The 20,217-nt window shown below is 72.0% G+C and carries 20 protein-coding genes and 1 riboswitch; of the genes, 8 read left to right on the top strand and 12 right to left on the bottom strand.

The annotated features are described in order from the left end of the window. Nucleotides 1–34 precede the first annotated feature (34 nt). Nucleotides 35–91 (bottom strand): trp operon leader peptide, encoded by a 57-nt coding sequence (locus AB0I82_RS08525; RefSeq protein WP_223733736.1) that lies wholly within the window; start codon nt 89–91, stop codon nt 35–37. 100 nt (nt 92–191) lie between these two features. On the opposite strand from AB0I82_RS08525, the gene AB0I82_RS08520 reads away from it, so the two are divergent. Further along, nucleotides 192–1,541, top strand: coding sequence for a class II 3-deoxy-7-phosphoheptulonate synthase (locus tag AB0I82_RS08520; RefSeq protein WP_363256376.1), 1,350 nt, complete (start codon nt 192–194; stop codon nt 1,539–1,541). A 143-nt stretch (nt 1,542–1,684) separates the two neighbouring features. Beyond that, nucleotides 1,685–1,990, top strand: coding sequence for a (2Fe-2S)-binding protein (locus AB0I82_RS08515; RefSeq protein WP_363256908.1), 306 nt, complete (start codon nt 1,685–1,687; stop codon nt 1,988–1,990). 16 nt (nt 1,991–2,006) lie between these two features. Here AB0I82_RS08515 and bfr read toward each other — a convergent pair whose 3' ends face one another. Continuing rightward, entirely contained in the window at nt 2,007–2,483 is a 477-nt protein-coding gene (gene bfr / locus AB0I82_RS08510; RefSeq protein WP_223733720.1) for a bacterioferritin, read from the bottom strand. Nucleotides 2,484–2,638: 155 nt separating this feature from the next. Between bfr and AB0I82_RS08505 the strand changes: the two genes are divergently transcribed. Further along, entirely contained in the window at nt 2,639–3,262 is a 624-nt protein-coding gene (locus tag AB0I82_RS08505; protein ID WP_223733721.1) for a sulfite oxidase-like oxidoreductase, read from the top strand. 10 nt (nt 3,263–3,272) lie between these two features. Here AB0I82_RS08505 and AB0I82_RS08500 read toward each other — a convergent pair whose 3' ends face one another. From AB0I82_RS08500 to thiO, 6 genes are all read right to left on the bottom strand, one after another. Further along, a complete protein-coding gene (locus tag AB0I82_RS08500) occupies nt 3,273–3,755 on the bottom strand; it encodes a DUF4396 domain-containing protein (protein ID WP_363256375.1) in 483 nt (160 codons plus the stop codon). A 114-nt stretch (nt 3,756–3,869) separates the two neighbouring features. Beyond that, on the bottom strand, nt 3,870–4,751 hold the full coding sequence (locus tag AB0I82_RS08495; protein WP_363256374.1) for a deoxyribonuclease IV: 882 nt from the start codon (nt 4,749–4,751) through the stop codon (nt 3,870–3,872). A gap of 271 nt (nt 4,752–5,022) precedes the next feature. Then, nucleotides 5,023–7,005 (bottom strand): Stk1 family PASTA domain-containing Ser/Thr kinase, encoded by a 1,983-nt coding sequence (gene pknB / locus AB0I82_RS08490; RefSeq protein WP_363256373.1) that lies wholly within the window; start codon nt 7,003–7,005, stop codon nt 5,023–5,025. 149 nt (nt 7,006–7,154) lie between these two features. Next, nucleotides 7,155–8,006, bottom strand: a complete 852-nt coding sequence (locus AB0I82_RS08485; RefSeq protein ID WP_363256372.1) for a thiazole synthase — start codon at nt 8,004–8,006, stop codon at nt 7,155–7,157. Nucleotides 8,007–8,015: 9 nt separating this feature from the next. Further along, nucleotides 8,016–8,264: a sulfur carrier protein ThiS gene (thiS, locus tag AB0I82_RS08480; protein ID WP_363256371.1), complete on the bottom strand. Its 249-nt coding sequence runs from the start codon at nt 8,262–8,264 to the stop codon at nt 8,016–8,018. After that, a complete protein-coding gene (gene thiO / locus AB0I82_RS08475; RefSeq protein WP_363256370.1) occupies nt 8,261–9,490 on the bottom strand; it encodes a glycine oxidase ThiO in 1,230 nt (409 codons plus the stop codon). The genes thiS and thiO overlap by 4 nt, the downstream gene beginning before the upstream one ends. Beyond that, nucleotides 9,488–9,601, bottom strand: a riboswitch (TPP riboswitch). Its footprint overlaps the gene before it by 3 nt. A 128-nt stretch (nt 9,602–9,729) precedes the next feature. On the opposite strand from thiO, the gene AB0I82_RS08470 reads away from it, so the two are divergent. The 5 genes from AB0I82_RS08470 (at nt 9,730) to AB0I82_RS08450 (ending at nt 14,349) form a co-directional block, all read left to right on the top strand. Continuing rightward, nucleotides 9,730–10,977, top strand: coding sequence for an FAD-dependent oxidoreductase (locus AB0I82_RS08470; RefSeq protein ID WP_363256369.1), 1,248 nt, complete (start codon nt 9,730–9,732; stop codon nt 10,975–10,977). A gap of 91 nt (nt 10,978–11,068) precedes the next feature. Then, nucleotides 11,069–11,434 carry an Rv2175c family DNA-binding protein gene (locus tag AB0I82_RS08465; RefSeq protein ID WP_363256368.1) on the top strand — a complete coding sequence of 122 codons (366 nt, stop codon included), beginning with the start codon at nt 11,069–11,071 and terminating at the stop codon, nt 11,432–11,434. An 84-nt stretch (nt 11,435–11,518) separates the two neighbouring features. Beyond that, a complete protein-coding gene (thiE, locus tag AB0I82_RS08460; protein WP_363256367.1) occupies nt 11,519–12,169 on the top strand; it encodes a thiamine phosphate synthase in 651 nt (216 codons plus the stop codon). A 179-nt stretch (nt 12,170–12,348) separates the two neighbouring features. Continuing rightward, nucleotides 12,349–13,266, top strand: a complete 918-nt coding sequence (gene metF, locus AB0I82_RS08455) for a methylenetetrahydrofolate reductase [NAD(P)H] (RefSeq protein ID WP_363256365.1) — start codon at nt 12,349–12,351, stop codon at nt 13,264–13,266. A gap of 36 nt (nt 13,267–13,302) precedes the next feature. Next, nucleotides 13,303–14,349, top strand: a complete 1,047-nt coding sequence (locus AB0I82_RS08450) for a hypothetical protein (protein WP_363256364.1) — start codon at nt 13,303–13,305, stop codon at nt 14,347–14,349. Nucleotides 14,350–14,450: 101 nt separating this feature from the next. On the opposite strand, the gene AB0I82_RS08445 is transcribed toward AB0I82_RS08450, so the two are convergent. The 4 genes from AB0I82_RS08445 to AB0I82_RS08430 form a co-directional block, all read right to left on the bottom strand. Then, nucleotides 14,451–15,992 carry an NAD(P)/FAD-dependent oxidoreductase gene (locus AB0I82_RS08445; protein WP_363256363.1) on the bottom strand — a complete coding sequence of 514 codons (1,542 nt, stop codon included), beginning with the start codon at nt 15,990–15,992 and terminating at the stop codon, nt 14,451–14,453. A 460-nt stretch (nt 15,993–16,452) separates the two neighbouring features. Next, entirely contained in the window at nt 16,453–17,106 is a 654-nt protein-coding gene (locus tag AB0I82_RS08440; RefSeq protein ID WP_363256362.1) for a TetR/AcrR family transcriptional regulator, read from the bottom strand. A 32-nt stretch (nt 17,107–17,138) separates the two neighbouring features. Beyond that, a complete protein-coding gene (locus tag AB0I82_RS08435) occupies nt 17,139–19,349 on the bottom strand; it encodes a YhgE/Pip domain-containing protein (RefSeq protein WP_363256361.1) in 2,211 nt (736 codons plus the stop codon). After that, on the bottom strand, nt 19,321–20,175 hold the full coding sequence (locus AB0I82_RS08430; RefSeq protein WP_363256360.1) for an ATP-binding cassette domain-containing protein: 855 nt from the start codon (nt 20,173–20,175) through the stop codon (nt 19,321–19,323). The genes AB0I82_RS08435 and AB0I82_RS08430 overlap by 29 nt, the downstream gene beginning before the upstream one ends. Nucleotides 20,176–20,217 lie beyond the last annotated feature (42 nt).

Here is a 20,217-nt window from a genome sequence, read left to right as displayed (position 1 = left end):
GCGGCCTTCGCGAAGTCTGTGGTGTGCGCGCGAATCAGTGGGCCGCCGGATGAGCGGTCCACCACCAGTTCATGGTTGTCTGCGCGAACATGCTGTGCACCCTACCCGATGGTGCGGCGGGCCCTGTGGCTCCTGTCTCATACTGCGGTCGGCGTTCTGGACGGCGACGAAGACCCCGTAATGTTGACGAGGTGACCGTGAACGCTGAAATCCACGCCGGTGGCAACACCTGGCGAGACCTGCCCGCGGCGCAGCAGCCTGACTGGCCGGACCAAGAGGCTCTGCGCGATGTGATCGCGGAGCTCGAGTCCTATCCGCCGCTCGTCTTCGCGGGCGAGTGCGACCAGCTGCGTGAGCGCCTGGGAGCCGTCGCCCGTGGTGAGGCGTTCCTGCTGCAGGGCGGCGACTGCGCCGAGGCATTCGACGCGGTATCGGCCGAGCACATCCGCAACAAGCTCAAGACGCTGCTCCAGATGGGCGCCGTCCTCACCTACGCCGGGTCCGTGCCCGTCGTCAAGGTCGGCCGGATCGCCGGCCAGTACAGCAAGCCGCGCTCCAAGCCGACCGAGACCCGCGACGGCGTGACCCTGCCGACGTACCGCGGCGACTCCGTCAACGGCTTCGAGTTCACCGAGGCGGCCCGCATCCCGGACCCCCAGCGCCTCAAGCGGATGTACCACGCCTCCGCCGCGACGCTGAACCTCGTGCGCGCCTTCACCACCGGCGGCTACGCGGACCTGCGCCAGGTGCACGCCTGGAACCAGGACTTCGTGAAGTCCTCGCCCTCGGGGCAGCGCTACGAGGCGCTGGCCCGCGAGATCGACCGGGCGCTGAACTTCATGAACGCCTGCGGGGTGGACCCGGAGGAGTTCAAGACCGTCGAGTTCTTCGCCTCGCACGAGGCGCTGGTGCTGGACTACGAGACGGCGCTGACCCGTACGGACTCGCGCACCGGCAAGCTGTACGACGTTTCCGGCCACATGCTGTGGATCGGCGAGCGCACCCGGCAGCTGGATCACGCGCACATCGAGTTCGCCGCCCAGGTGCGTAACCCGATCGGCGTAAAGCTCGGCCCGACGACGACGCCCGAGGACGCCCTCGCGCTCATCGACCGGCTGGACCCGGACCGCGAGCCGGGCCGGCTGACCTTCATCACCCGGATGGGCGCGGACAAGATCCGCGACAAGCTGCCCACGCTGGTGGAGAAGGTCACCGCTTCGGGCGCGCAGGTCGCGTGGATCACCGACCCGATGCACGGCAACACCTACGAGGCGGCCTCCGGCCACAAGACGCGGCGCTTCGACGACGTGCTGGACGAGGTCAAGGGCTTCTTCGAGGTCCACAAGGCGCTCGGCACGCACCCGGGCGGCATCCACGTCGAGCTGACCGGTGACGACGTCACGGAGTGCGTGGGCGGCGGCGACGAGATCTTCGTCGATGACCTCCACCAGCGGTACGAGACGGCCTGCGACCCCCGGCTGAACCGCAGCCAGTCGCTGGACCTGGCATTCCTGGTCGCGGAGATGTACCGGGACCAGTAGACGGGCGCGTAGACGCAAAGTGGGGCGCGGATCACGTGATCCGCGCCCCACTGCGTTGTTAAGCGCCCACTAAGACGGGTAAGGTAAGGGTAACCTCACTCAAGATCATCGAAGGCTACGGGAAAGGTACGGGGGTGAACCGCGTGTACGTCTGCTCGTGCTTCGGCATCACCGAGGAGCAGGTGCGTGAGCACGCGGGGACGGGCGCCTGCACACCGCGCCAGATCGCCTCCGCCTGCAAGGCCGGCACCGACTGCGGCGGCTGCGTACGCCGCATACAGGCCCTCCTCGGCCGGGGCAGCTGCCCCCGCCGCACGCTGATCGACCAGGGGGACGCGACACCGCTGGCCGCCGATCCGGCGGAACCGGCCGTGTCCGGGACGTCCGTCGCCGAGCCGGCCGCGCCCGAGATCGTCGAGCCGCCCGCCCAGTACCCCGAAGCCGCCTGAGCGCTTCCGTGGGCCGTCAGCTCGGCTGTTCGACGAGCTGCGCGATGTACAGCGGCTCCCCGAGCTTCTCCACCAGCTCCAGCTGGGTGTCGAGATAGTCGATGTGATGCTCCTCGTCCTCGAGGATGCTCTCGAAAATATTGGCCGACGTGATGTCGCCCTTGTTCCGCATGACCTCGATGCCGCGCCGCAGCCGGTCGATGGCCTCGGCCTCGATCTGCCGGTCCGCCTGGAACATCTCGGTGACGGTCTGGCCGATGCGGACGTGGAAGAGCCGCTGGTAGTTGGGCAGGCCCTCCAGGAAGAGAATCCGGTCGGTGAGGACCTCCGCGTGCTTCATCTCGTCGAACGACTCGGACCGGGTGTACTTGGCGAGCTTCGGCCAGCCGTTGTTCTCCTGCATCTTGGCGTGCAGGAAGTACTGATTGATCGCGGTCAGCTCGGCGGTCAGCTGCTCGTTGAGGAACTCGATGACCTCGGGGTCTCCCTGCATGACTGCGGGGCTCCTTCCACACGTCGACTAACAGGTGCCGGGCATCCTTGCACCGGGGCGCGCCGAGCGTCCAGTAAGTGCACGCTTAGTGGGAGTTGCCCGAATCGGCCTCTCCCTGGTCATCAGCACCCCTTCCGGTCTGACACCATGGAGGCATGGGTCAGCCGGATAGCCGCGAAGAGGAGCCTCCTCAGCTGCCTCCGGGGCAGCGTCTGCAGCGCGGATGGCCGGTCACGCACTACGGACCCGTTCCCAAGTTCCGCCCAGAACGCTGGGAATTCCGGGTGTTCGGCGCCACGGCCGACGGTGACAAGCACTGCTGGACGCACGAGGAATTCACCTCGCTGCCGTATGCCACCGTCGTCGCCGACATGCATTGCGTGACGAAGTTCAGCATGCTGGGTGCCGAATGGGGCGGGGTGTTGACGCGTACGGTGCTCGACCTGGCACCGCCCGCCCCGGACGTCACCCATGTGATGGTCTGGGCCGAGTACGGATTCAGCTCGAACATGCCGCTGGCGGACTTCGCGGACGAGCGCTGCCTGTTCGCCTGCCACCGGGACGGCGAACTGCTCACCGCGGAGCACGGCTTCCCCGTACGGCTCATCGTGCCGCACCTCTATGCCTGGAAGGGCCCCAAGTGGGTGCGCGGCATCGAGTACATGACGGCGGACCGCCGCGGCTTCTGGGAAGAGCGCGGCTACCACAACCTCGGTGATCCCTGGCGGGAGCAGCGCTACTCGTACCAGGAGGAGCCGGGCGACGGCCCGGAGCTCTGAGCCGTACCCCTCAGTGGTACTGGTGCACCACGGCGTGGCCCTTGCCGCGCCCGATCATCCACCGGTTGACGGGCGTGGTCACCAGGAAGGCCATGACCAGCGAGAACGCCAGCGTTCCCCAGAACAGCCACTCCGACAGGTGGGCGTCCATCGCGCCCGGCATCAGGGCGATCACGCCGTTGTCGATGAGCTCCATGACCGCGATCGAGACGGTGTCGGCGGCCAGCGCGACCTTCACGGCGGCCCGGAAGCCCAGCCCGGCCTTCAGGACGCCGCGGAGCGTGAACGAGTAGCCGAAGAGGAACGCCAGGGTGATGGCGAGGGCCATCGTCGGCGCGTTGTGCCAGCCCAGCGCCGTGCCGATGACCATGCCGAGGACCTCACCGATGGCGCAGCCGGTGAGGCAGTGCAGGGTGGCCTTGGCCGCCATGGCCCAGCCGGCCGGTGCGTGCGCCATATGGTCGTGCTCGGCGTGTGCATGCTGGTGCTGCATGGGAGCCCCCATCCAGAGGAACGATTCCTGCCGAGAACAGGAAACGTATACCCCCCTGGGGTATTCCTCAAGGGATCTCCGGGCGTGTCTCAGGCGTCCCGCGAGGGCCGTGTCTCAGGCGTCCCGCAGCTCCTTCAGGCGCGCCACGTCGGCCGCGTGGCCCTCCTTGCCGCCCGGCGTCTCGATCACCAGCGGCACGCCCGCGGTCGCCGGGTGCCGGAACAGCTCGCGGAACGGCTCGGCGCCGATGTGGCCGGAACCGATGTTCTCGTGGCGGTCCTTGTGCGCTCCGGCCACGTCCTTGGAGTCATTGGCGTGGATCAGCTTCAGGCGGCCCTCGCCCGCGACGTCCACCAGCTCGTCCAGGAGCGCCTTCATGCCGCCGGGGGCCGCCATGTCGTGCCCGGCCGCGAACGCGTGGCAGGTGTCCAGGCAGAGGCCCGCACGGGGGTGCCGGTCCAGCGCGTCCAGGTACGGCCCGAGATCCTCCGCCAGCGAGCACAGCGAAGCGCCCTGCCCGGCCGTCGACTCCAGCAGCAGCCACGGGTCGTCGTCGTGCGTGAGCTCGTCCAGCAGCGGCAGCATGTACTCACGTACCTGCGCGAGCGCCGTGGCGCGCTCCCGCCCGCCGGTCGCCGAGCCGGTGTGCACGACCACGCCGAGCGCCCCGATCTCCCGGCCGCGCCGCAGCGAGTGCCGCAGCGACTCCACCGACTTCTCGACCGTCACCGGGTTGTGCGACCCGAAGTTGATCAGGTACGGCGCGTGCACGTACGCGGGGATGTCACGCTCCGCGCAGGCCGCGCGGAACGCCTCGTCCTGCATCGGATTGCCGGGCGGGGCGGCCCAGCCGCGCGGGTTGGCGACGAAGACCTGCACGGACTCGCCGCCGATCTCCTGGGCATACGGGAGGCCGACCTTGGCGAGACCGCCGGCCACGGGGACGTGACCGCCGATCGGATTGCGCTCACGGGGGCGCTGCGGGGGAGTACTCACACCTTCTAGGGTGCCAGGCGGGGGTGGGGGGCTTGCGGGTAGGGCGGGGCCTTTCCTGCGGGCCACTTGCGCTTAGGGCAGGTCTCCTGCGGGTCACTTGCGCTGAGGGCAGGGCCCCCGCGGGCCACTTGCGCTGAGGGCAGGGCCCCTCCCTCTCCCCACGGCCGGTGACGGTGGTGAGGCGATGCAGCAAGGCCCCTCCCCCACCTCCACCACACACCTGCGAAGGTAGCGCCCCTCACCGACACCCGCCGCCCCCTGTGGATAACTCCTAGATCTTGCTCTCCAGGGTGATGGTGATCGTGCTGCCCTTCGGGGCGGTGTCACCGGCGTCCACGGACTGGCTCTCGACCGTGTCCGTCGGGAAGAAGAACGGCTTCTTCACCTCGACCTCGAAGCCCGCGGCGGTCAGCGCCTGCTTCGCGTCGTCCACGTTCTGCCCCGCGACGTCCGGTACCTCGACCATCTGCGGCCCCTTGGACAGGGTCAGCGTCACCGTGTCCCCTTCGCCCAGCGTTTCGCCCGCCCCGGGGGACTGCCGCGCGATCGCGCCCTTGTCCTCCTCCGAGTACACGGGCTGCGCCGCGAACTTCACGCGGAAGCCCTCCTCACGCAGCTCCGCCGCCGCGTCCGAGCGGTCGTCGCCGACCACGTCCGGCACGTCGATCGCGCTGCCCCGGCTGACGGTCAGCGCCACCGCCGTACCGGGGCGCCGCTTGGCCCCCGAGTCCGGGTCCGTACGGATCACCGACCCCTTGGCCACCTCGTCGCTGAACGCCCTGCGCTCGGTCCCCGGGGTCAGTCCCTGGTCGCGCAGCTTGCGCCGGGCGTCGGCGACCGGGGTGCCGGAGAGGTCCGGTACGGAGACGATGTCGGGGCCCTTGGAGAGCGTGACGGTGACCGTGCCGGTGCCCCGGATGCGCTGCCCGTTCTCCGGGTCGGTGGAGATCACGTGCCCGCGCTCCACGGTGGAGCTGTACGCCCGCCGCACCTTCACGTCCAGCCCCGCGTCGTGCAGCGTCCGCTCGGCCTTGGCCTGCGTCATGTCCAGCACCGCCGGCACGGTCGTGAACTGGCCGGTGGTGACGTACCAGACACCGGTCCCCGCGAGCAGCGCGGCCAGCAGCGCGAGGACGACGAAGAGCGTCCTGCGGCGCGGCGCCCGAGCGGTCTCCGCGCGCCGTGCGCCGCCCGCCGCCCCCGTGGGCAGCCGGCCCGTCGTCCCGTCCGCGGCCGGCGGCACTTCGAGGCGCGTGGTGTGGCCCGCCGTGTCGTCGGCGGCGTCGGCCACCTCGGGCAGCGAGAGCTGCACCGCGGCCGCGCGCTGGATCACGCTCGTACGGTCCTCCGCGCCGGCCGGGCCGGTCGCGGCCTTCGCCTGCGGCGGTACCGCGTCCAGCTGCTCGTCCGTAAGCGCGGCGCGCGCATTACGGGCCAGCGCGAGCAGCGTCACGGCGTCCTGCGGGCGCACCTCGGGGTTGCGCGCGGTGGCCTCGACGACCAGGTCGTCCAGCTCGGGTGGCAGCCCCGGTACGAGCCCGGAGGGCGCCGGCACGTCCTCGTGGAGGTGCTGGTAGAGCACCTGGGCCGGCGTACCGCCGCCGTGCGGCTTGCTGCCGGTGAGCATCTCGTAGAGCGCCACGCCACAGGCGTAGACGTCCGCGCGGGTGTCCGCGCTGCCGTCCTCGATTTGCTCGGGCGCCAGATAGGAGACGGTGCCCAGCACCGTGCCGGTGGTGGCCGTGGTGTTGGTGTCGACCGCGCGGACCAGGCCGAAGTCGGCGACCTTGACCCGGCCGTCGTCCCCGATCAGCACGTTCTCCGGTTTCATGTCGCGGTGCACCATGCCCGCCCGGTGCGCCGAGCCCAGCGCCGCGAGGATCGGCTCCAGGATGTCCAGCGCGGCGCGCGGCTGCAGGGCGCCGCGCTCGCGCAGTACGTCCCTCAGGGTGCAGCCCGCGACGTACTCCATGGCGAGGTACACGTACGTGCCGTCGGTGCCCTGGTCGAACACGCCGACCACGTTCGGGTGCGACAGTCGGGCCACCGACTTCGCCTCCCGGATGAAGCGCTCGACGAAGGAGGCGTCGGCGGCCAGTGAGGGGTGCATCACCTTCAGGGCGAGCACACGGTCCAGCCGGGTGTCGACGGCGCGGTAGACCGTCGCCATCCCGCCGGTGGCGATGCGCGCCTGGACGCGGTAGCGGCCGTCGAGCAGCTGTCCGACCAGGGGGTCCTGAAGGGTGGTATCCACGGCAGACGAGTCTACGAGCAGCTGTCCACCGCCCTCATGCCCTCCGTGCCGTACGGGCCGGACTGCAGCCGAACGGTAACGGGCGGAGGGGTACGAGGCGCAGGCCGGGGCGCCGGAGGCGGGCCTTCCGGCGCCCCTGCCGAGATGCCTCAGAAGGCGGGCCGCTCCGGGTCCAGCTCGGCCATTCCAGCGGCCGGGGAGGACGCCTCGGCGAAGTGGCGGCGCGGGATGCGGCCCGCCCGGTACGCCAGCCGGCCCGCCTCGACCGCGTGCCGCATGGCGTGCGCCATCAGGACCGGCTCCTGGGCCCTGGTGACGGCCGAGGCCAGCATGACGGCGGCGCAGCCCAGCTCCATGGCCAGCGCGGCGTCCGAGGCGGTGCCGGCGCCGGCGTCCAGGATGACCGGCACCCCGGCCCGCTCGGTGATCAGCTGGAAGTTGTGCGGGTTGCGGATGCCGAGCCCGGAGCCGATGGGGGAGCCCAGCGGCATGATCGCCGCGCACCCCACGTCCTCCAGCTTCCGCGCGAGCACCGGGTCGTCGTTGGTGTACGGCAGGACCGTGAACCCGTCGTCGACCAGCGTCTCGGCCGCGTCCAGCAGCTCCACGGGGTCCGGCAGCAGGGTCCGCTCGTCGGCGACGACCTCCAGCTTCACCCAGTCCGTGCCGAGCGCCTCACGGGCCAGCCGGGCGGTCAGCACCGCTTCGCCCGCGGTGTAGCAGCCCGCGGTGTTCGGCAGCGTCCGTATGCCGTGTCTGTTCAGTACGGAGAGCACCGAGCCCTGCACTGTCGGGTCCAGCCGCCGCATCGCCACGGTGGTCAGCTCCGTACCGGAGGCCAGCAGCGCGCGCTCCATGATGTCCAGACTCGGCGCGCCACCGGTCCCCATGATCAGCCGGGATCGGAAGGCGGTGCCGGCGATGACGAGCGGGTCGGCTTCGGGAGCCGCGCTTGTCGCCGCCTCCGGGGCGGTCTCCTCGATGGTGTACGTATCGGCCATCTGTACGGATCAGCCTCCCTGGACTGCGGTGAGAACTTCGACGCGGTCCCCGTTGCCGAGCGGGGTCGCCGCCCACTGGCTGCGCGGGACGACCTCTTCGTTGACGGCGGCGGCGACTCCGCTGGAGGCGGTGGTCAGAGTGGCCACGAGTTGGTCGAGCGGCTGGCCGTAGGGGATCTCGCGCGGCTCGCCGTTCACGGAGACGGTGACGGGCGCGGCAACGGGGGCGGCGGGGTCGGGTGCCTTCGAGGCGGTCATGCGGTCTGCTCCTGGAGTGCGGCGCGCTGCGGCGCCGGATCGGGGGAAGCGGCGGCTGCGGGCCCGAAGCGCAGCGGCGTGAAGGGCCGCGCCTCCTCGGGCAGCTCCCCGGTGGTCAGCGCGTGCGCCATGACGTCACCGGTGACGGGGGTGAGCAGCACACCGTTGCGGAAGTGGCCGGTGGCCATCAGGAGGCCGGGCAGCGCGCTGGGCCCGAGGAGCGGCGCGTTGTCGGGCGACCCGGGGCGCAGCCCGGCGATCGTCTCGACCAGCGGCAGTTCGGTGATGCCCGGCACCAGCTCGTGCGCGTCGCGCAGCAGCTCGTAGACGCCGCCCGCGGTCACCGTGGTGTCCCAGCCCAGCTCCTCACTGGTGGCGCCGACGACCATGTCGCCGTTCTCGCGCGGCACCAGGTAGAGCGGGCCGCCGCGCACCACGGCGCGCACGGTGCGGGACAGGAAGGGGCCGTACGCGGCGGGAATCCGCAGCCGCAGCACCTGGCCCTTGACCGGCCGTACTGGCGGCCGTACGTGCTCGGGCACCCCGGCCAGCCGTCCGCTGAAGCTGCCGGCCGCCAGCACGACCTGCCCGGCCGGCAGCGCCGTGCCGTCCGCCAGCTCGATGCCGGTGGCCCGGTCCCCGGCGACTGTGAGCCGCGCGGCCCGCTCCCGTACGAACTCCACCCCGGCCCGCTCGCAGGCCGTCAGCAGGGCCGTGGCGAGCCGTCGCGGGTCGATCTGGTGGTCACCGTCCACCCGCAGACCGCCGCGCACGCCCGGCGCCAGCATCGGTTCGAGCTTCCGGCACTCGCGGCCGGTCAGCCACTCCGAGTCCAGGCCGCAGCGGCGCTGCAGTGCGTGCAGCTCCCGCAGGTGGGCGCGGTCGTCGGCGTCCAGAGCCACGGCGAGCGTGCCGCACCGCCGGTGTCCCAGGTCCTGGCCGCTCGCCTCGGCCAGCTCGGCGGCGAACGCCGGATAGCGCGCCGCGGAGTCGAGATTCAGCCCCAGGAGCGTTTCCTCGCCGTAGTGCAGCTCCGTGACGGCGGCCAGCATGCCGGCCGCGACGCGCGCCGCGCCGCCGCCCGGCTCCGGGTCCACGACGGCGGTGCGCAGGCCCCGCTGGGCCGCCCGCCAGGCCGTCACGAGCCCCATGAGACCGCCCCCGACGATCACCGCGTCGGGCCGCCCGGCAGCTGTCTCCGCCGGTGTACGTGCAGGTGGATGCATGGGCTTCCAGCCCCTCCCTTCGCCGGCATGACCCGGATCAGGTTCGTACGGTCGGAGGCCGCCGCAGCCTCCCTCTCAGCCCGGTGCGTCCGGGCTCCCGCGAGTACAAGTGCCGTCAGAGTAGTACGCGCGCGACACTCGCCGTAAGGGTGCTCTGCGCGGCCGGAGCGTGACCCTGTGTCAGAGATCTCGTCGCGCGGTGCTAAGCCCCCCGAAGGGGTGCGTCCTAGAGTGATCAGGTGAGCCAGCAGAGCAAGTACTCGCGGACCCCCGACCGCTCGCGCCGCGTCGTCATCGCCGGCGCGGGGATGGCGGGCGTGCAGACCGCCGTTGCCCTGCGCGAACAGGGCTGGCGCGGCACGATCACCCTGCTCGGCGCCGAACCGCACCCGCCCTACGACCGGCCGCCGCTCTCCAAGGCGGTGCTGCTCGGCAAGGCGGACGGCTCGGCCTTCGACGTCGACTTCGCCTCCCTGGGTATCGAGCTGCAGCTCGGCACGAGTGTCACCGGACTCGACGCCGACGCCCATGAGGTGCTGACCGAGGCCGGCCCGGTGCCCTACGACCGGCTGGTCATCGCCACCGGGGCCGAGGCCATGACCCTCCCGGGCAGCGAGGGCGTACCGGGTGTGCACGTGCTGCGCACCCTGGACGACGCCGAGCGGCTGCGCCCGGTACTGGCCGCCCAGCAGCGCATCGTGGTCGTCGGCGCGGGCTGGATCGGCGCGGAGTTCGCCACCGCGGCCCGCGAGACCGGCTGCGAGGTCACCGTCGTGGAGGCCGCCGACCGCCCACTGGCCGGCGCGCTGCCCGAAGAGGTCGCCGCCCACATGGCCCGCTGGTACGCCGACGCGGGGGCCACGCTCCGTACCGGGACCAGAGTCGCCGCAGTGCAAGAAGGCGCCGTTCTGCTCGCCGACGGCACGTCCCTGCCCGCGGACGCCGTGGTGATCGGCATCGGCTCGCGCTGCGCCACGGACTGGCTGGCCGGCTCCGGTGTCGAGCTGTGCGAGGACCGCTCCGTACGGGCCGACGAGCGGCTGCGCACCTCGGTGCCCGATGTGTACGCGGTCGGCGACTGCGCCTCCTTCCCGTCCGCCCGCTACGGCCGCCGGCTCCTGGTGCACCACTGGGACAACGCCCTTCAGGGGCCGCGCACGGTCGCCTCGAACATCGCCCGGTGCGAGGTCGAGGGCACCGTGTACGACCCCGTGCCCTACTTCTGGTCGGAGCAGTTCGGCCGGTTCGTGCAGTGCGCCGGGTACCACGGTGTGGCCGACGAGCTAGTCTGGCGCGGCGACCCCGGGAGCGCGGCGTGGACGGCGCTGTGGCTGCGGGACGGCGCGCTGGTGGCGCTGCTGGCCGTGGGGCGGCCGCGCGACCTGGCGCAGGGACGCAAGCTCATCGAGCGGGGCGCGCTGCTGGACCGGACGGCCGCGGCGGACGCCTCGGTACCGCTGAAATCGGCTGCGGCGCAGGTGCGTTAGCGGCGGCGCGGCCGCCGGCTGTGGCCGGTGGTGTGCACTGATGGCGATGCCCGGCTACCGACTGTCAGTGGGGGATGGCACGCTTGGGGGTGTGACCGAGATTGACGCAAAGATCGATGGACTGGTTTCCGCCTGGCTCACCCTCCCCGACATCGCCGAGGAACTCGGCGTCGAGGTGACGCGAGTCAGGCAGCTGGTCAAGGAGGGCCAGCTGATCGCGGTGCGCCGCGGTGAGAACAGGGCCCTCCAGGTGCCGGCCGAGTTCATCAAGGAAGGCAAGGTCGTCAAGGGCCTGGTGGGGACGCTCACGCTCCTCAGGGACGACGGCTTCACCGACGAAGAGATGCTGGAGTGGCTGTTCACCGCGGATGAGACCCTGCCGGGGACGCCCGCGCAGGCGCTGCGCGAGAATCGCGGCACGGAGGTGAAGCGCCGGGCACAGGCGCTCGCCGTCTGACCCACCCGCCACACCGTCGCAACCGAAGGGCGTGCGGACCGGCCGGCCCGGTCCGGTCCGTACGCCCCGTCTGGGGGAGACCCGATGAGCACCGCACGACAGGCCCTGTCCGACGCCCGCCTCTACCTGTGCACGGGAGCCCGCAAGGAGCAGGGCGATCTGCCGCAGTTCCTGGACGCGGTGCTCTCCTCGGGCGTGGACATCGTGCAGCTGCGCGACAAGGGCATGGAGGCCGGCGAGGAGCTGGCGCACCTGGAGGTCTTCGCGGACGCCTGCCGGCGGCACGGCAAGCTCCTCGCGGTCAACGACCGGGCGGACGTCGCGCACGCCATCGGCTCCGACGTGCTTCACCTCGGACAGGGCGACCTGCCGGTCCCCGCGGCGCGCGCCATCCTCGGCGAGGGCGTCCTGATAGGCCGGTCCACGCACGCGGAGGCGGAGGTGGACGCCGCCCTCGCCGAGCCGGGCGTGGACTACTTCTGCACGGGCCCCTGCTGGCCCACCCCGACCAAGCCGGGCCGGCACGCCCCCGGCCTGGACCTCGTGCGGTACGCGGCGGCGCAGGAGCCCGCGCGCCCCTGGTTCGCGATCGGCGGGATCGACGCGGGCAATCTGGACGAGGTGCTGGCGGCGGGCGCCCGCCGGGTCGTGGTGGTGCGCGCGCTCACCGAGGCGGCGGACCCGGGCGCGGCGGCGGCCGAGCTGGCGAAGCGGATCCGCGCGTACGACGCGTGACGCGAGGGCGTACGGGGTGTACGCCCTGTGAGGCCCTGCGTACAGCGGGTCGCGGCGTACCGGGCCGATGATCAGCGGTCTGACGTGAAGTGTCCGACTGGTGAACAGGAAACCGGCAAACCGGGGCATAGGGCCGTACGTGGTTGGGGGCCTGCCTGGCCGGTGGTTAACCTGCCGGTATGGCCCTAGGTACAGCTTCCACCAGGACTGACCGCGCGCGTACGGTGCGCGAACTGCTCGCCTCCGGCAAGCGGTCCTATTCGTTCGAGTTCGCCGCCCCGAAGACGGAGAAGGGCGAGCGGACCCTGTGGAAGGCCATTCGCCGCATCGAGGCCGTCGCCCCGACCTTCGTGTCGGTGACCTACGGCGCCGGCGGCACCTCCCGTGAGGGCACCGTCCGGGCGACCGAGCGGATCGCCACGGACACCACGCTCACCCCGGTCGCCCACCTGACCGCGGTCAACCACTCCGTCGCCGACCTGCGGAATATCATCGGCCAGTACGCCGATGCCGGTATCCGCAACATGCTCGCGCTGCGCGGCGACCCGCCCGGCGACCCGATGGGCGAGTGGGTGCGCCACCCCGAGGGCATCGCGTACGCCGCCGACCTGGTCCGGCTGATCAAGGAGTCCGGCGACTTCTGCGTGGGCGTCGCGGCCTTCCCCGAGATGCACCCGCGCTCCACCGACTGGGACACCGACATCCGGCACTTCGTGGACAAGTGCCGTGCGGGCGCCGACTTCGCGATCACCCAGATGTTCTTCTACGCGGAGGACTATCTGCGCCTTCGTGACAGGGTGGCCGCCGCCGGTTGCGAAACGCCGATCATCCCGGAGATCATGCCGGTCACGAACGTCCGGCAGATCGAGCGGTTCGCGCAGCTCAGCAATGCGGCTTTCCCGCCCGAGCTGGCGGAACGCATCCTGGCCGTCAGGGACGATCCGGCGGCGGTACGCTCCATTGGTATCGAGTACGCCACGGAGCTGTGTGCACGATTGACCGCCGAGGGCATTCCGGGGTTGCACTTCATTACCCTGAACCACTCCACGGCGACGCTGGAAATCTACGAGAATCTGGGTCTGCACCAGCAGACCTGACGACGGTGGCCCACAGCGGCGGAAACAGGGGCGTACATGGGCTGGACGATCCTCTACATCGCCTTCGGCGTCGTGGCGCTCTGGCTGCTGGGCGAGGTCCTGCTGCAGTACAAGGCCCGGCTCCGCTGGCGGCTGCTGGCCTTCTTCGGCTTCCTCGGCGTCGTCATCGGCGTGGTCCTCCCGTCCATCGTGGTCATCGCGATCGGCGCGATCGCCTTCGCGGTGGGCCAGACCTACGTCACGCTCTCCTTCCGGCGCGGCTTCACGATGGGCTGGGCGCTGGAGGCAGGGCGGCCCCGGGTGAGCGGCAGACGGCGCTCGGGCGGCCGGGGAGCCGCCGCTGAACCGGCCCCGGAGGCCGTCGGTGCGGCCGGCGGCCCGGCGGCGGGCCCGTTCCCGGACGACGACCGGCACGGCCCGCAGGAGGCCGCTGACGGCCACGGCGCCGATGACTACGGCATGCAGGCCGGGTACGCCGGTCCCGGCGGCTACTCGCCCGACGCCGTCGCGGCCTCGTACACGGACGCCTACGACGCCCGCCCGGACGGCTACGACCCGTACGGCACGGACGCCACCCGGGTCACGCCGGTCTACGCCCCGCAGCCGCTGCCCGACGAGACCGGCCAGTACGGCATCTACAGCACCGACGCCCGGCCCGGACAGCATCCGCAGGACCCCTACGGCGGCCACTACGAGCCCGCTGCCGCCCACGACGGCTATGCCGCCGATCCCTACGGCGGTTACGACGGCGGCCCGGGCGGCTACGCCGATCCCTACGCGGGCCAGGACCCGTACGGCGCGCCGTACGACGCCTATGCGCAGTACCCGCCCGCCGACCCCTACGGCGGGCAGGACCCCTACGGTCACGGCGGCCAGACCCCGCAGCAGTACGGCGCGGGCTACGACGGCCAGTACTACGGCGCGGGCCCGGAGACCCCGCCGGGCGGCGTCTGGGTCCCCCAGCAGCGCGCGGGCGGCGACCTCCCGCCCGAACAGCCCCCGCACCAGCCCGAGTACCAGCCCGAGCACCAGGGCTACGGCTATCCGCAGCAGGGGTACGACGAGCAGCAGTACCGGTACTGAGCGGCGGTACTGGCCTGCTGCCGGGCGCCGGTACTGAGGCGCAGCCCGGGGCGGTCCGGCGGGCACGTCGGACGTGCCGCGAGCCGCGACGGACGGTCCCGCTACTGCGAGCCGCGCCAGTCGTCGCCGTTGACGACGAGGCCCGCCACCAGCGCGCCGGACATGCCCGCATGCGCCAGGCCGCCGCCCGGGTGGGACCATCCACCGGCCGTGTAGAGACCCGGTATCCGCGTACGGTTGGCCGGGTGCAGGGCCTGGCCGTCCAGGCCGGCCAGCGCGGGGCCGGGCACCGCGCCACCCCGCGCGCCCGTGTCGGCGGCGGTGTCCGCCGGCGTCCGTATCTCGCGCCACAGGACGCGGTCGACCAGGTCCGGCACCGCGGCGGCGGCCGTCGCGACCACCCGGTCGGCGAATGCCTCGGCCACCCCGTCCGCCGCCCAGTCGACGCCTCCCGCGCCGCCCTCCGTATGCGCCGGGACCGTCACCGTCAGCGTCACCGCCTCGTGGTCCTCGTCGGGCCGCTGCGCCGGGTCGTCGGGGCGCAGCACCGTCACCGTGGGCGCCTGCGGCAGCCCGCCGCCCCCGAAGACGCCCGTCAGCTCCGCCTCCCGGTCCGCGGCGTGCACGACCGTACGGTGCGCCGCGCCCGCCTCCCGGGCGCCGCGCAGCGCCAGCAGCACGCTGAACCGCCCGCTCGGCGGCGTCGCCGGCGGCAGCACGTCGTCCGCGCCGCGGACCTGCCCGGCCGCGCCGGGGGAGTCGCCGGTCAGCCCGGCCAGCGTCCAGGGGTCGACACCCGCGACCACCATGTCGGCGTCCGCCACCCGCCCGTCGGCCAGCTCCACCCCGGCCGCCCGGCCGTCCTTGACGATCAGCCGCCGCACCTCGGCACCGAAGGCGAACTCCACCTTCCTGGCCAGGCAGCGCTCGTACAGCGCCGTGGCCAGCGCCCGCAGCCCGCCGCCGACGTACCACGAGCCGAAGGTCTGCTCCATGTACGGCAGGACCGTGGCGCTCGCGGGGGCGGTGCGCGGGTCGAAGCCGTACGCCAGCGCGTGGCTCTCCAGCAGGGCGATCAGCCGCGGGTCCTTGAGCTCCAGGGCGGCGACCTCGGCGAGGGTGCGCGCCGGGCGCCGCTTGAGGAGGCCCTTGCGGCCGACGGCCGGATACGGCTCGCGCCCCAGCACCCGCCAGTCGGGCCACAGGGGCTCCTCCAGCAGCGGCCGCCGGGTCCGGTCCCAGGCTTCCCTGGCGCGGACCAGCAGCGCGCTCCAGCGCTCGCCCGCGCCCCCGCCGAGCGCCCGGTCCAGTGCCTCGGTGACGCCGGCCCGCGAGGCGTTCGGCAGGGCGACATCGGTGCCGTCGGGGAAGACATGGCGGCTCGCCGGGTCGACCTGGACCAGGTCCACGAGCTTCTCCAGCGGCTCGCGGCCGGTCTTGACGAAAAGGTCGCGCTGCACGGCCGGGAGATGCAGCAGCCCGGGCCCGGTGTCGAAGCCGAAACCGGCGCGCTCGAACCGCCGCAGCGAGCCGCCGTACGTCTCGCCGCGCTCCCATACCGCCACCTGGTGGCCCGCGACGGCCAGCCGGGCAGCGGCCGCCATCGCGCCCGTCCCGGCGCCGATCACCGCAATCCGTGCCATGTACGAAACTTTATCGGCGACCACTGACAACGCCGCGGGGCGGCCTGCGACCTGGGGCCGGGCACGAAAAAACGCGCTGCCCTGGCGCGGATCGTTCCCCCTTCGATCCGACCAGGACAGCGCGTCCCCCGTACTTCCCCCGTTCCGCCGGGTTGCCCCGGCTTCCCCCGTACTTCCCCCCTTCTTCCCCCGTACCACCGGGTTTCCCCGGTGTCCCCCGTGCTCCCCCGTGGAGCGTGGAGCCCCATTCCCCCGTGGCTCCCCCGTGGAGCCCCGTTTCCCCCGTGGCTCCCCCTGCCACGTCGGGGAGGCCGCACCGTTCCGCCGCCCCGTGTCGGCGGTACCGGCGCCGGCTTCCCCTCCGTGGCCTCCACTTTCCCGTCCGCGCAGGTCGCGGCCCATCCGCGTACCTACTCATCTCGCCTTCTGAGTACGTGTACTCAGGGCTGGGTGCTCATCCTCAGGAACCGCCGGTACCGGCCTCGGCGCCTGCCCCGCCCGCGCCCTGATGGCCGCTCACCCGCCCCTGCAGGAGCCGGGAGAGCGCCGCGTGCACGTCGTCGATCGACCGGTCCGGCTGGAAGGACTGCCAGTCCAGCGCCGCCACCAGCACCATCCCGAACAGCGCGGAAGCCGTCAGCGGGATGTCGATCTCCTCGCTCAGCTCGCCGCCGGCCACCGCGTCCCGGATGACGTCGGCGACCACGGAGACGGCCCGTTCCCGCACCAGCATCAGCGTGGAGTTCCACGTCCGGTTCGTGCGCCACAGCTCGGCCACGTACAGCTGGGTGAGCGCCGGGTACTGCGAGATGAAGTACAGCCCCGCGTGGATCATCGCGTCCAGCGCGTCGACCCGGGAGCCGCCCCGCTCCGCCACCTCGTCGGCGGCGTTCTGGAGCGAGGCGGCCAGCATCTCCACGCCGTGCCGGAGCAGCTCTTCGAAGAGCACGTTCTTGCTCGCGAAGTTGTAGTAGACCGTGCCCTTCGCGACACCCGCCCGCTCGGCGATCTCGTCCACCGTGGTGGAGGAGAAACCCTGTTCGGCGATGAGCGTCACCGCGGCCTCGAAGAGCTTGCGCCGGGTCGCCTCACGACGCGTGTTGGAGCTGTCCATGGAGGCGATTGTGCCCCCTGCGGCATGCCTGCTCACAAGCTGAGCTCCGGGTGCAGGTCCTTCATCCGTACGACCTGACGGCCGCGCGCGGTCCACGTGGTGAGCGCGAGCGCGCCCACGGTGAAGGCCGCCAGCACGAGGCCGCCCTGCCACACCGGTGTCAGGTCACCGCCCGTGATGAGGCGGCGCAGGCCCTCCACGATGTACGTCATCGGCAGGTACGGGTGCAGCGCGTTGAAGAAGCCGGGGCTGGTCTGCACCGGGTACGTGCCGCCCGCCGAGGTCAGCTGGAGCATCAGCAGTGCCAGCACCAGGATCCGGCCCGCAGCGCCGAATTGGGCGTTCAGCCACTGCACGATGGCCGCGAAGCAGGCCGTGGCCAGTACCAGGAACCCGATCGTGCCCGCCGCGTTCGCCATCTCCAGGCCCAGCCCGAAGTGGAGCACGGACATCAGGGCGGCGATCTGCAGCACCCCGATGGCGAACACCGGGAGCCAGCCGGACACCGCGGTCCGCAAGGCGCTCGCGCCGGCCGCCAGCGCCCTCCGGTTCAGCGGCTGGATCAGCATATAGGCGACCATCGCGCCGACCCACAGGGACAGCGGGATGAAGTACGGGGCGAAGCCCGTCCCGTAGTTGGGCGCCTTGTGCGCCGAGTCCGAGGCGAGCTGCACCGGGTCGGACATCACACCCGTACGGGCGTCCCGCTGGTCCTTGTCGTAGTCCGGGATCTGCTTGACGCCGTCGTGCAGCCCGCCGGCTAGCTTCGCCGAGCCGTCGGACAGCTTGAACATGCCGCCGTTCAGGGTCTCGGCGCCGTTCTTCAGCTTGCCCACGCCCTCGTCCAGGTCGCCGGCCCCCGTCTGCAGCCTGCCCAGACCGCTGTCCAGGTCGGTGCCGCCCTTCTTGGCGGTGCCGGTTCCCTTGTGCAGATCGCCCGTTCCGGTGGCCAGCTCGTCGGCGCCCTTGGCCACCGCGTGCGCGCCCTTGTTGAGGTCGTTGATCTGCTTGACGGCGGTGTCCAGGTCCTGGCCGAGCGTGGGGCCGTGTTCGGCCAGCGCGCTCGCGAGCCGGTGCACCCGGTCCAGGTCCTTGCCCAGCTGCGCCAGGTTCTTCTCGTTCCGGACCAGGCCGCTGACCTCCTCGGCCTTGTCGGCCGCCGCATCGGACTTGTCCCGCATGTCCTTGAGTTCGGTGCAGGACGGGTCGCGGTCGGTCAGGGCGTTCTCGCAGCGCAGCTTGTAGAAGGCCGCGACCTGGTTGGCCAGCGCCCGGGAGGTGGTGGCGCCGTCCGAGGCGGCCTTCGGGAGCTTGTCGAGGTTGTCCCGGATGGCCTGCGAACCGTCGGCCACCAGACGCGCGGCGTCGCCGATCTCCTTGCCGTGCGCGTGCACGAAGGGGCCCACGGCCTTGTTGGCCGCGTTCACCTTGTCGGCGAGCTTCTGGGTGCCGTCGGCCACCTGGCCCGCGCCCGTGGAGACCTTGCCGGCCCCCGTGTCGAGCCTGCCCGCCCCGGAGTCGAGGTCCTTCAGGCCGTTCGCCAGGTCGTGGCTGCCCTTCTTGGCGGTGTCGATCCCGTCGGCCAGGTCGCCGCTGCCCTTCTTGGCGCTGTCCAGGCCGTCCTTCAGGTCACCGGTGCCCTTCTTGGCCTGCCCGATGCCGCCCTTCAGTTCGGACGCGCCGTCGGCCGCCTTCTGGGTGGCGTCGTGCAGATCGGAGAACGACACGAAGATCTTGTCCAGGAAGCCGCGCGAGGACTTCGCGGACGCCGCGGCGCGCACTTCGGAGAAGACCGTCTTGGAGATCTGCCCGACGATGTAGTTGTTGGCGTCGTTCGTACGGACCGTCAGCTCGCCGGCCTCCGGGTGGTCGCCGGAGCTGGACGCGATCGACGTGCTGAAGTCGTCGGGGACGGTCAGCGAGAGGTAGTACGTGCCCGACTCGACCCCCTTGGCCGCGTCGGCGGCGCTCACGGGGTGCCAGTCGAACGTGTCGCTGTCCTTGAGGCCTTCGACGAGGTCGTCGCCGGCGTTGACCTGCTCGCCCTTCACCGAGGCGCCCCGGTCGGCATTGACCAACGCGACCGGGATCTTGTCCAGGCGCGAGTACGGGTCCCAGAAGGACCACAGGTACAGCGCCCCGTAGAGCAGCGGCAGCAGCAGGAGGGCCACCAGCGCGGCGCGCGGCAGCTTCCCCCTGCCGAACCGCTTCAGCTCAAGCGCGGCCAGCTTCGGCGAGCGCATCCGCCGCCCCCTCCTCGTTGTCGATGTTCTTCTCGCTGCCCGCTTCCGGCTTCGCCGCCGGTGAGTCCGGCTCGGGCTGCTGCTTCGGCTCGGGCTGCTGCTCCGGCTCGGGCTGCGGCTTCTCCGGGCGCCGCGCCGTGGAGACCACGAGTGCGTCCTCGGGGGCCTGGCTGCACACCGCCAGTACCGTCGTTCCGGCGGCGGCCAGCCCGCGCAGCAGCGCCCACGCCTGCGCGCGCTCCTCGTCCGACAGCTTCAGGTCGGTGTCGTCGACGGCCAGCAGCCGCGGCGCGCCGATGAGTGCCAGCGCGACGGACAGCCGCAGTGCCTCCAGCCGCTCCAGGTCCCGTACGGATGTCCGTACGCCCTTGGGCAGCGTCTCCGGGTCGAGCCCGGCGGCCTCCAGTGCGGCGTCGATTCTGGCTCGGGCCTCGGTGCGGCGCTCGCGGCGCGGGCGCAGCAGGGCGCGTACCGGGCTGCCGAAGCGGCGCTGCAGCAGAGCGCGCTCGTGCAGGTGCTCGGCGACCGTGAAGGCCGGGTCGAGCTCGGCGACACCGGGCACGTGGGCCAGCGCCGTGACCGCCCGTACGGCGGCCATCTTCTTGGGCAGCGACAGGCCGCCCACCCGGGCCTTGCCCGCGGCCGTCCTCATGCGTCCGGTGAGCGCGAGCAGCAGACATGTGCGGCCCGAGCCGGACGGCCCCTCGATCGCGATCAGTGCGCCGGGCTCGGCCGTGATGTCGACGTCCTGGAACGCCCAGCCGCGAGGTCCCTTGACTCCGAGGCCCTGGGCCTTGACCGCCGCCCCGTGCGGGGTGCTGTCCAACGTTCCCTCCCTCTTGAACTGACCAGTCAGTGCAAAAAGTAT

Origin of the sequence: Streptomyces sp. NPDC050315 (genome assembly GCF_040655775.1) — a bacterium.
Classification (GTDB): Bacteria; Actinomycetota; Actinomycetes; order Streptomycetales; family Streptomycetaceae; genus Streptomyces.
This window is presented reverse-complemented; position numbering and strand designations above follow the sequence as displayed.

Coding starts and splice junctions, on each gene's coding strand:
- AB0I82_RS08440 (WP_363256362.1), bottom strand. CDS start 17,106: ATGGACAGCTCCAACACGCGTCGTGAGGCGACCCGGCGCAAGCTCTTC.
- thiS (WP_363256371.1), bottom strand. CDS start 8,264: ATGACCGCCTCGAAGGCACCCGACCCCGCCGCCCCCGTTGCCGCGCCC.
- thiO (WP_363256370.1), bottom strand. CDS start 9,490: ATGCATCCACCTGCACGTACACCGGCGGAGACAGCTGCCGGGCGGCCC.
- AB0I82_RS08505 (WP_223733721.1), top strand. CDS start 2,639: ATGGGTCAGCCGGATAGCCGCGAAGAGGAGCCTCCTCAGCTGCCTCCG.
- AB0I82_RS08445 (WP_363256363.1), bottom strand. CDS start 15,992: ATGGCACGGATTGCGGTGATCGGCGCCGGGACGGGCGCGATGGCGGCC.
- bfr (WP_223733720.1), bottom strand. CDS start 2,483: ATGCAGGGAGACCCCGAGGTCATCGAGTTCCTCAACGAGCAGCTGACC.
- AB0I82_RS08485 (WP_363256372.1), bottom strand. CDS start 8,006: ATGGCCGATACGTACACCATCGAGGAGACCGCCCCGGAGGCGGCGACA.
- AB0I82_RS08435 (WP_363256361.1), bottom strand. CDS start 19,349: ATGCGCTCGCCGAAGCTGGCCGCGCTTGAGCTGAAGCGGTTCGGCAGG.
- AB0I82_RS08450 (WP_363256364.1), top strand. CDS start 13,303: ATGGGCTGGACGATCCTCTACATCGCCTTCGGCGTCGTGGCGCTCTGG.
- thiE (WP_363256367.1), top strand. CDS start 11,519: ATGAGCACCGCACGACAGGCCCTGTCCGACGCCCGCCTCTACCTGTGC.
- metF (WP_363256365.1), top strand. CDS start 12,349: ATGGCCCTAGGTACAGCTTCCACCAGGACTGACCGCGCGCGTACGGTG.
- AB0I82_RS08500 (WP_363256375.1), bottom strand. CDS start 3,755: ATGCAGCACCAGCATGCACACGCCGAGCACGACCATATGGCGCACGCA.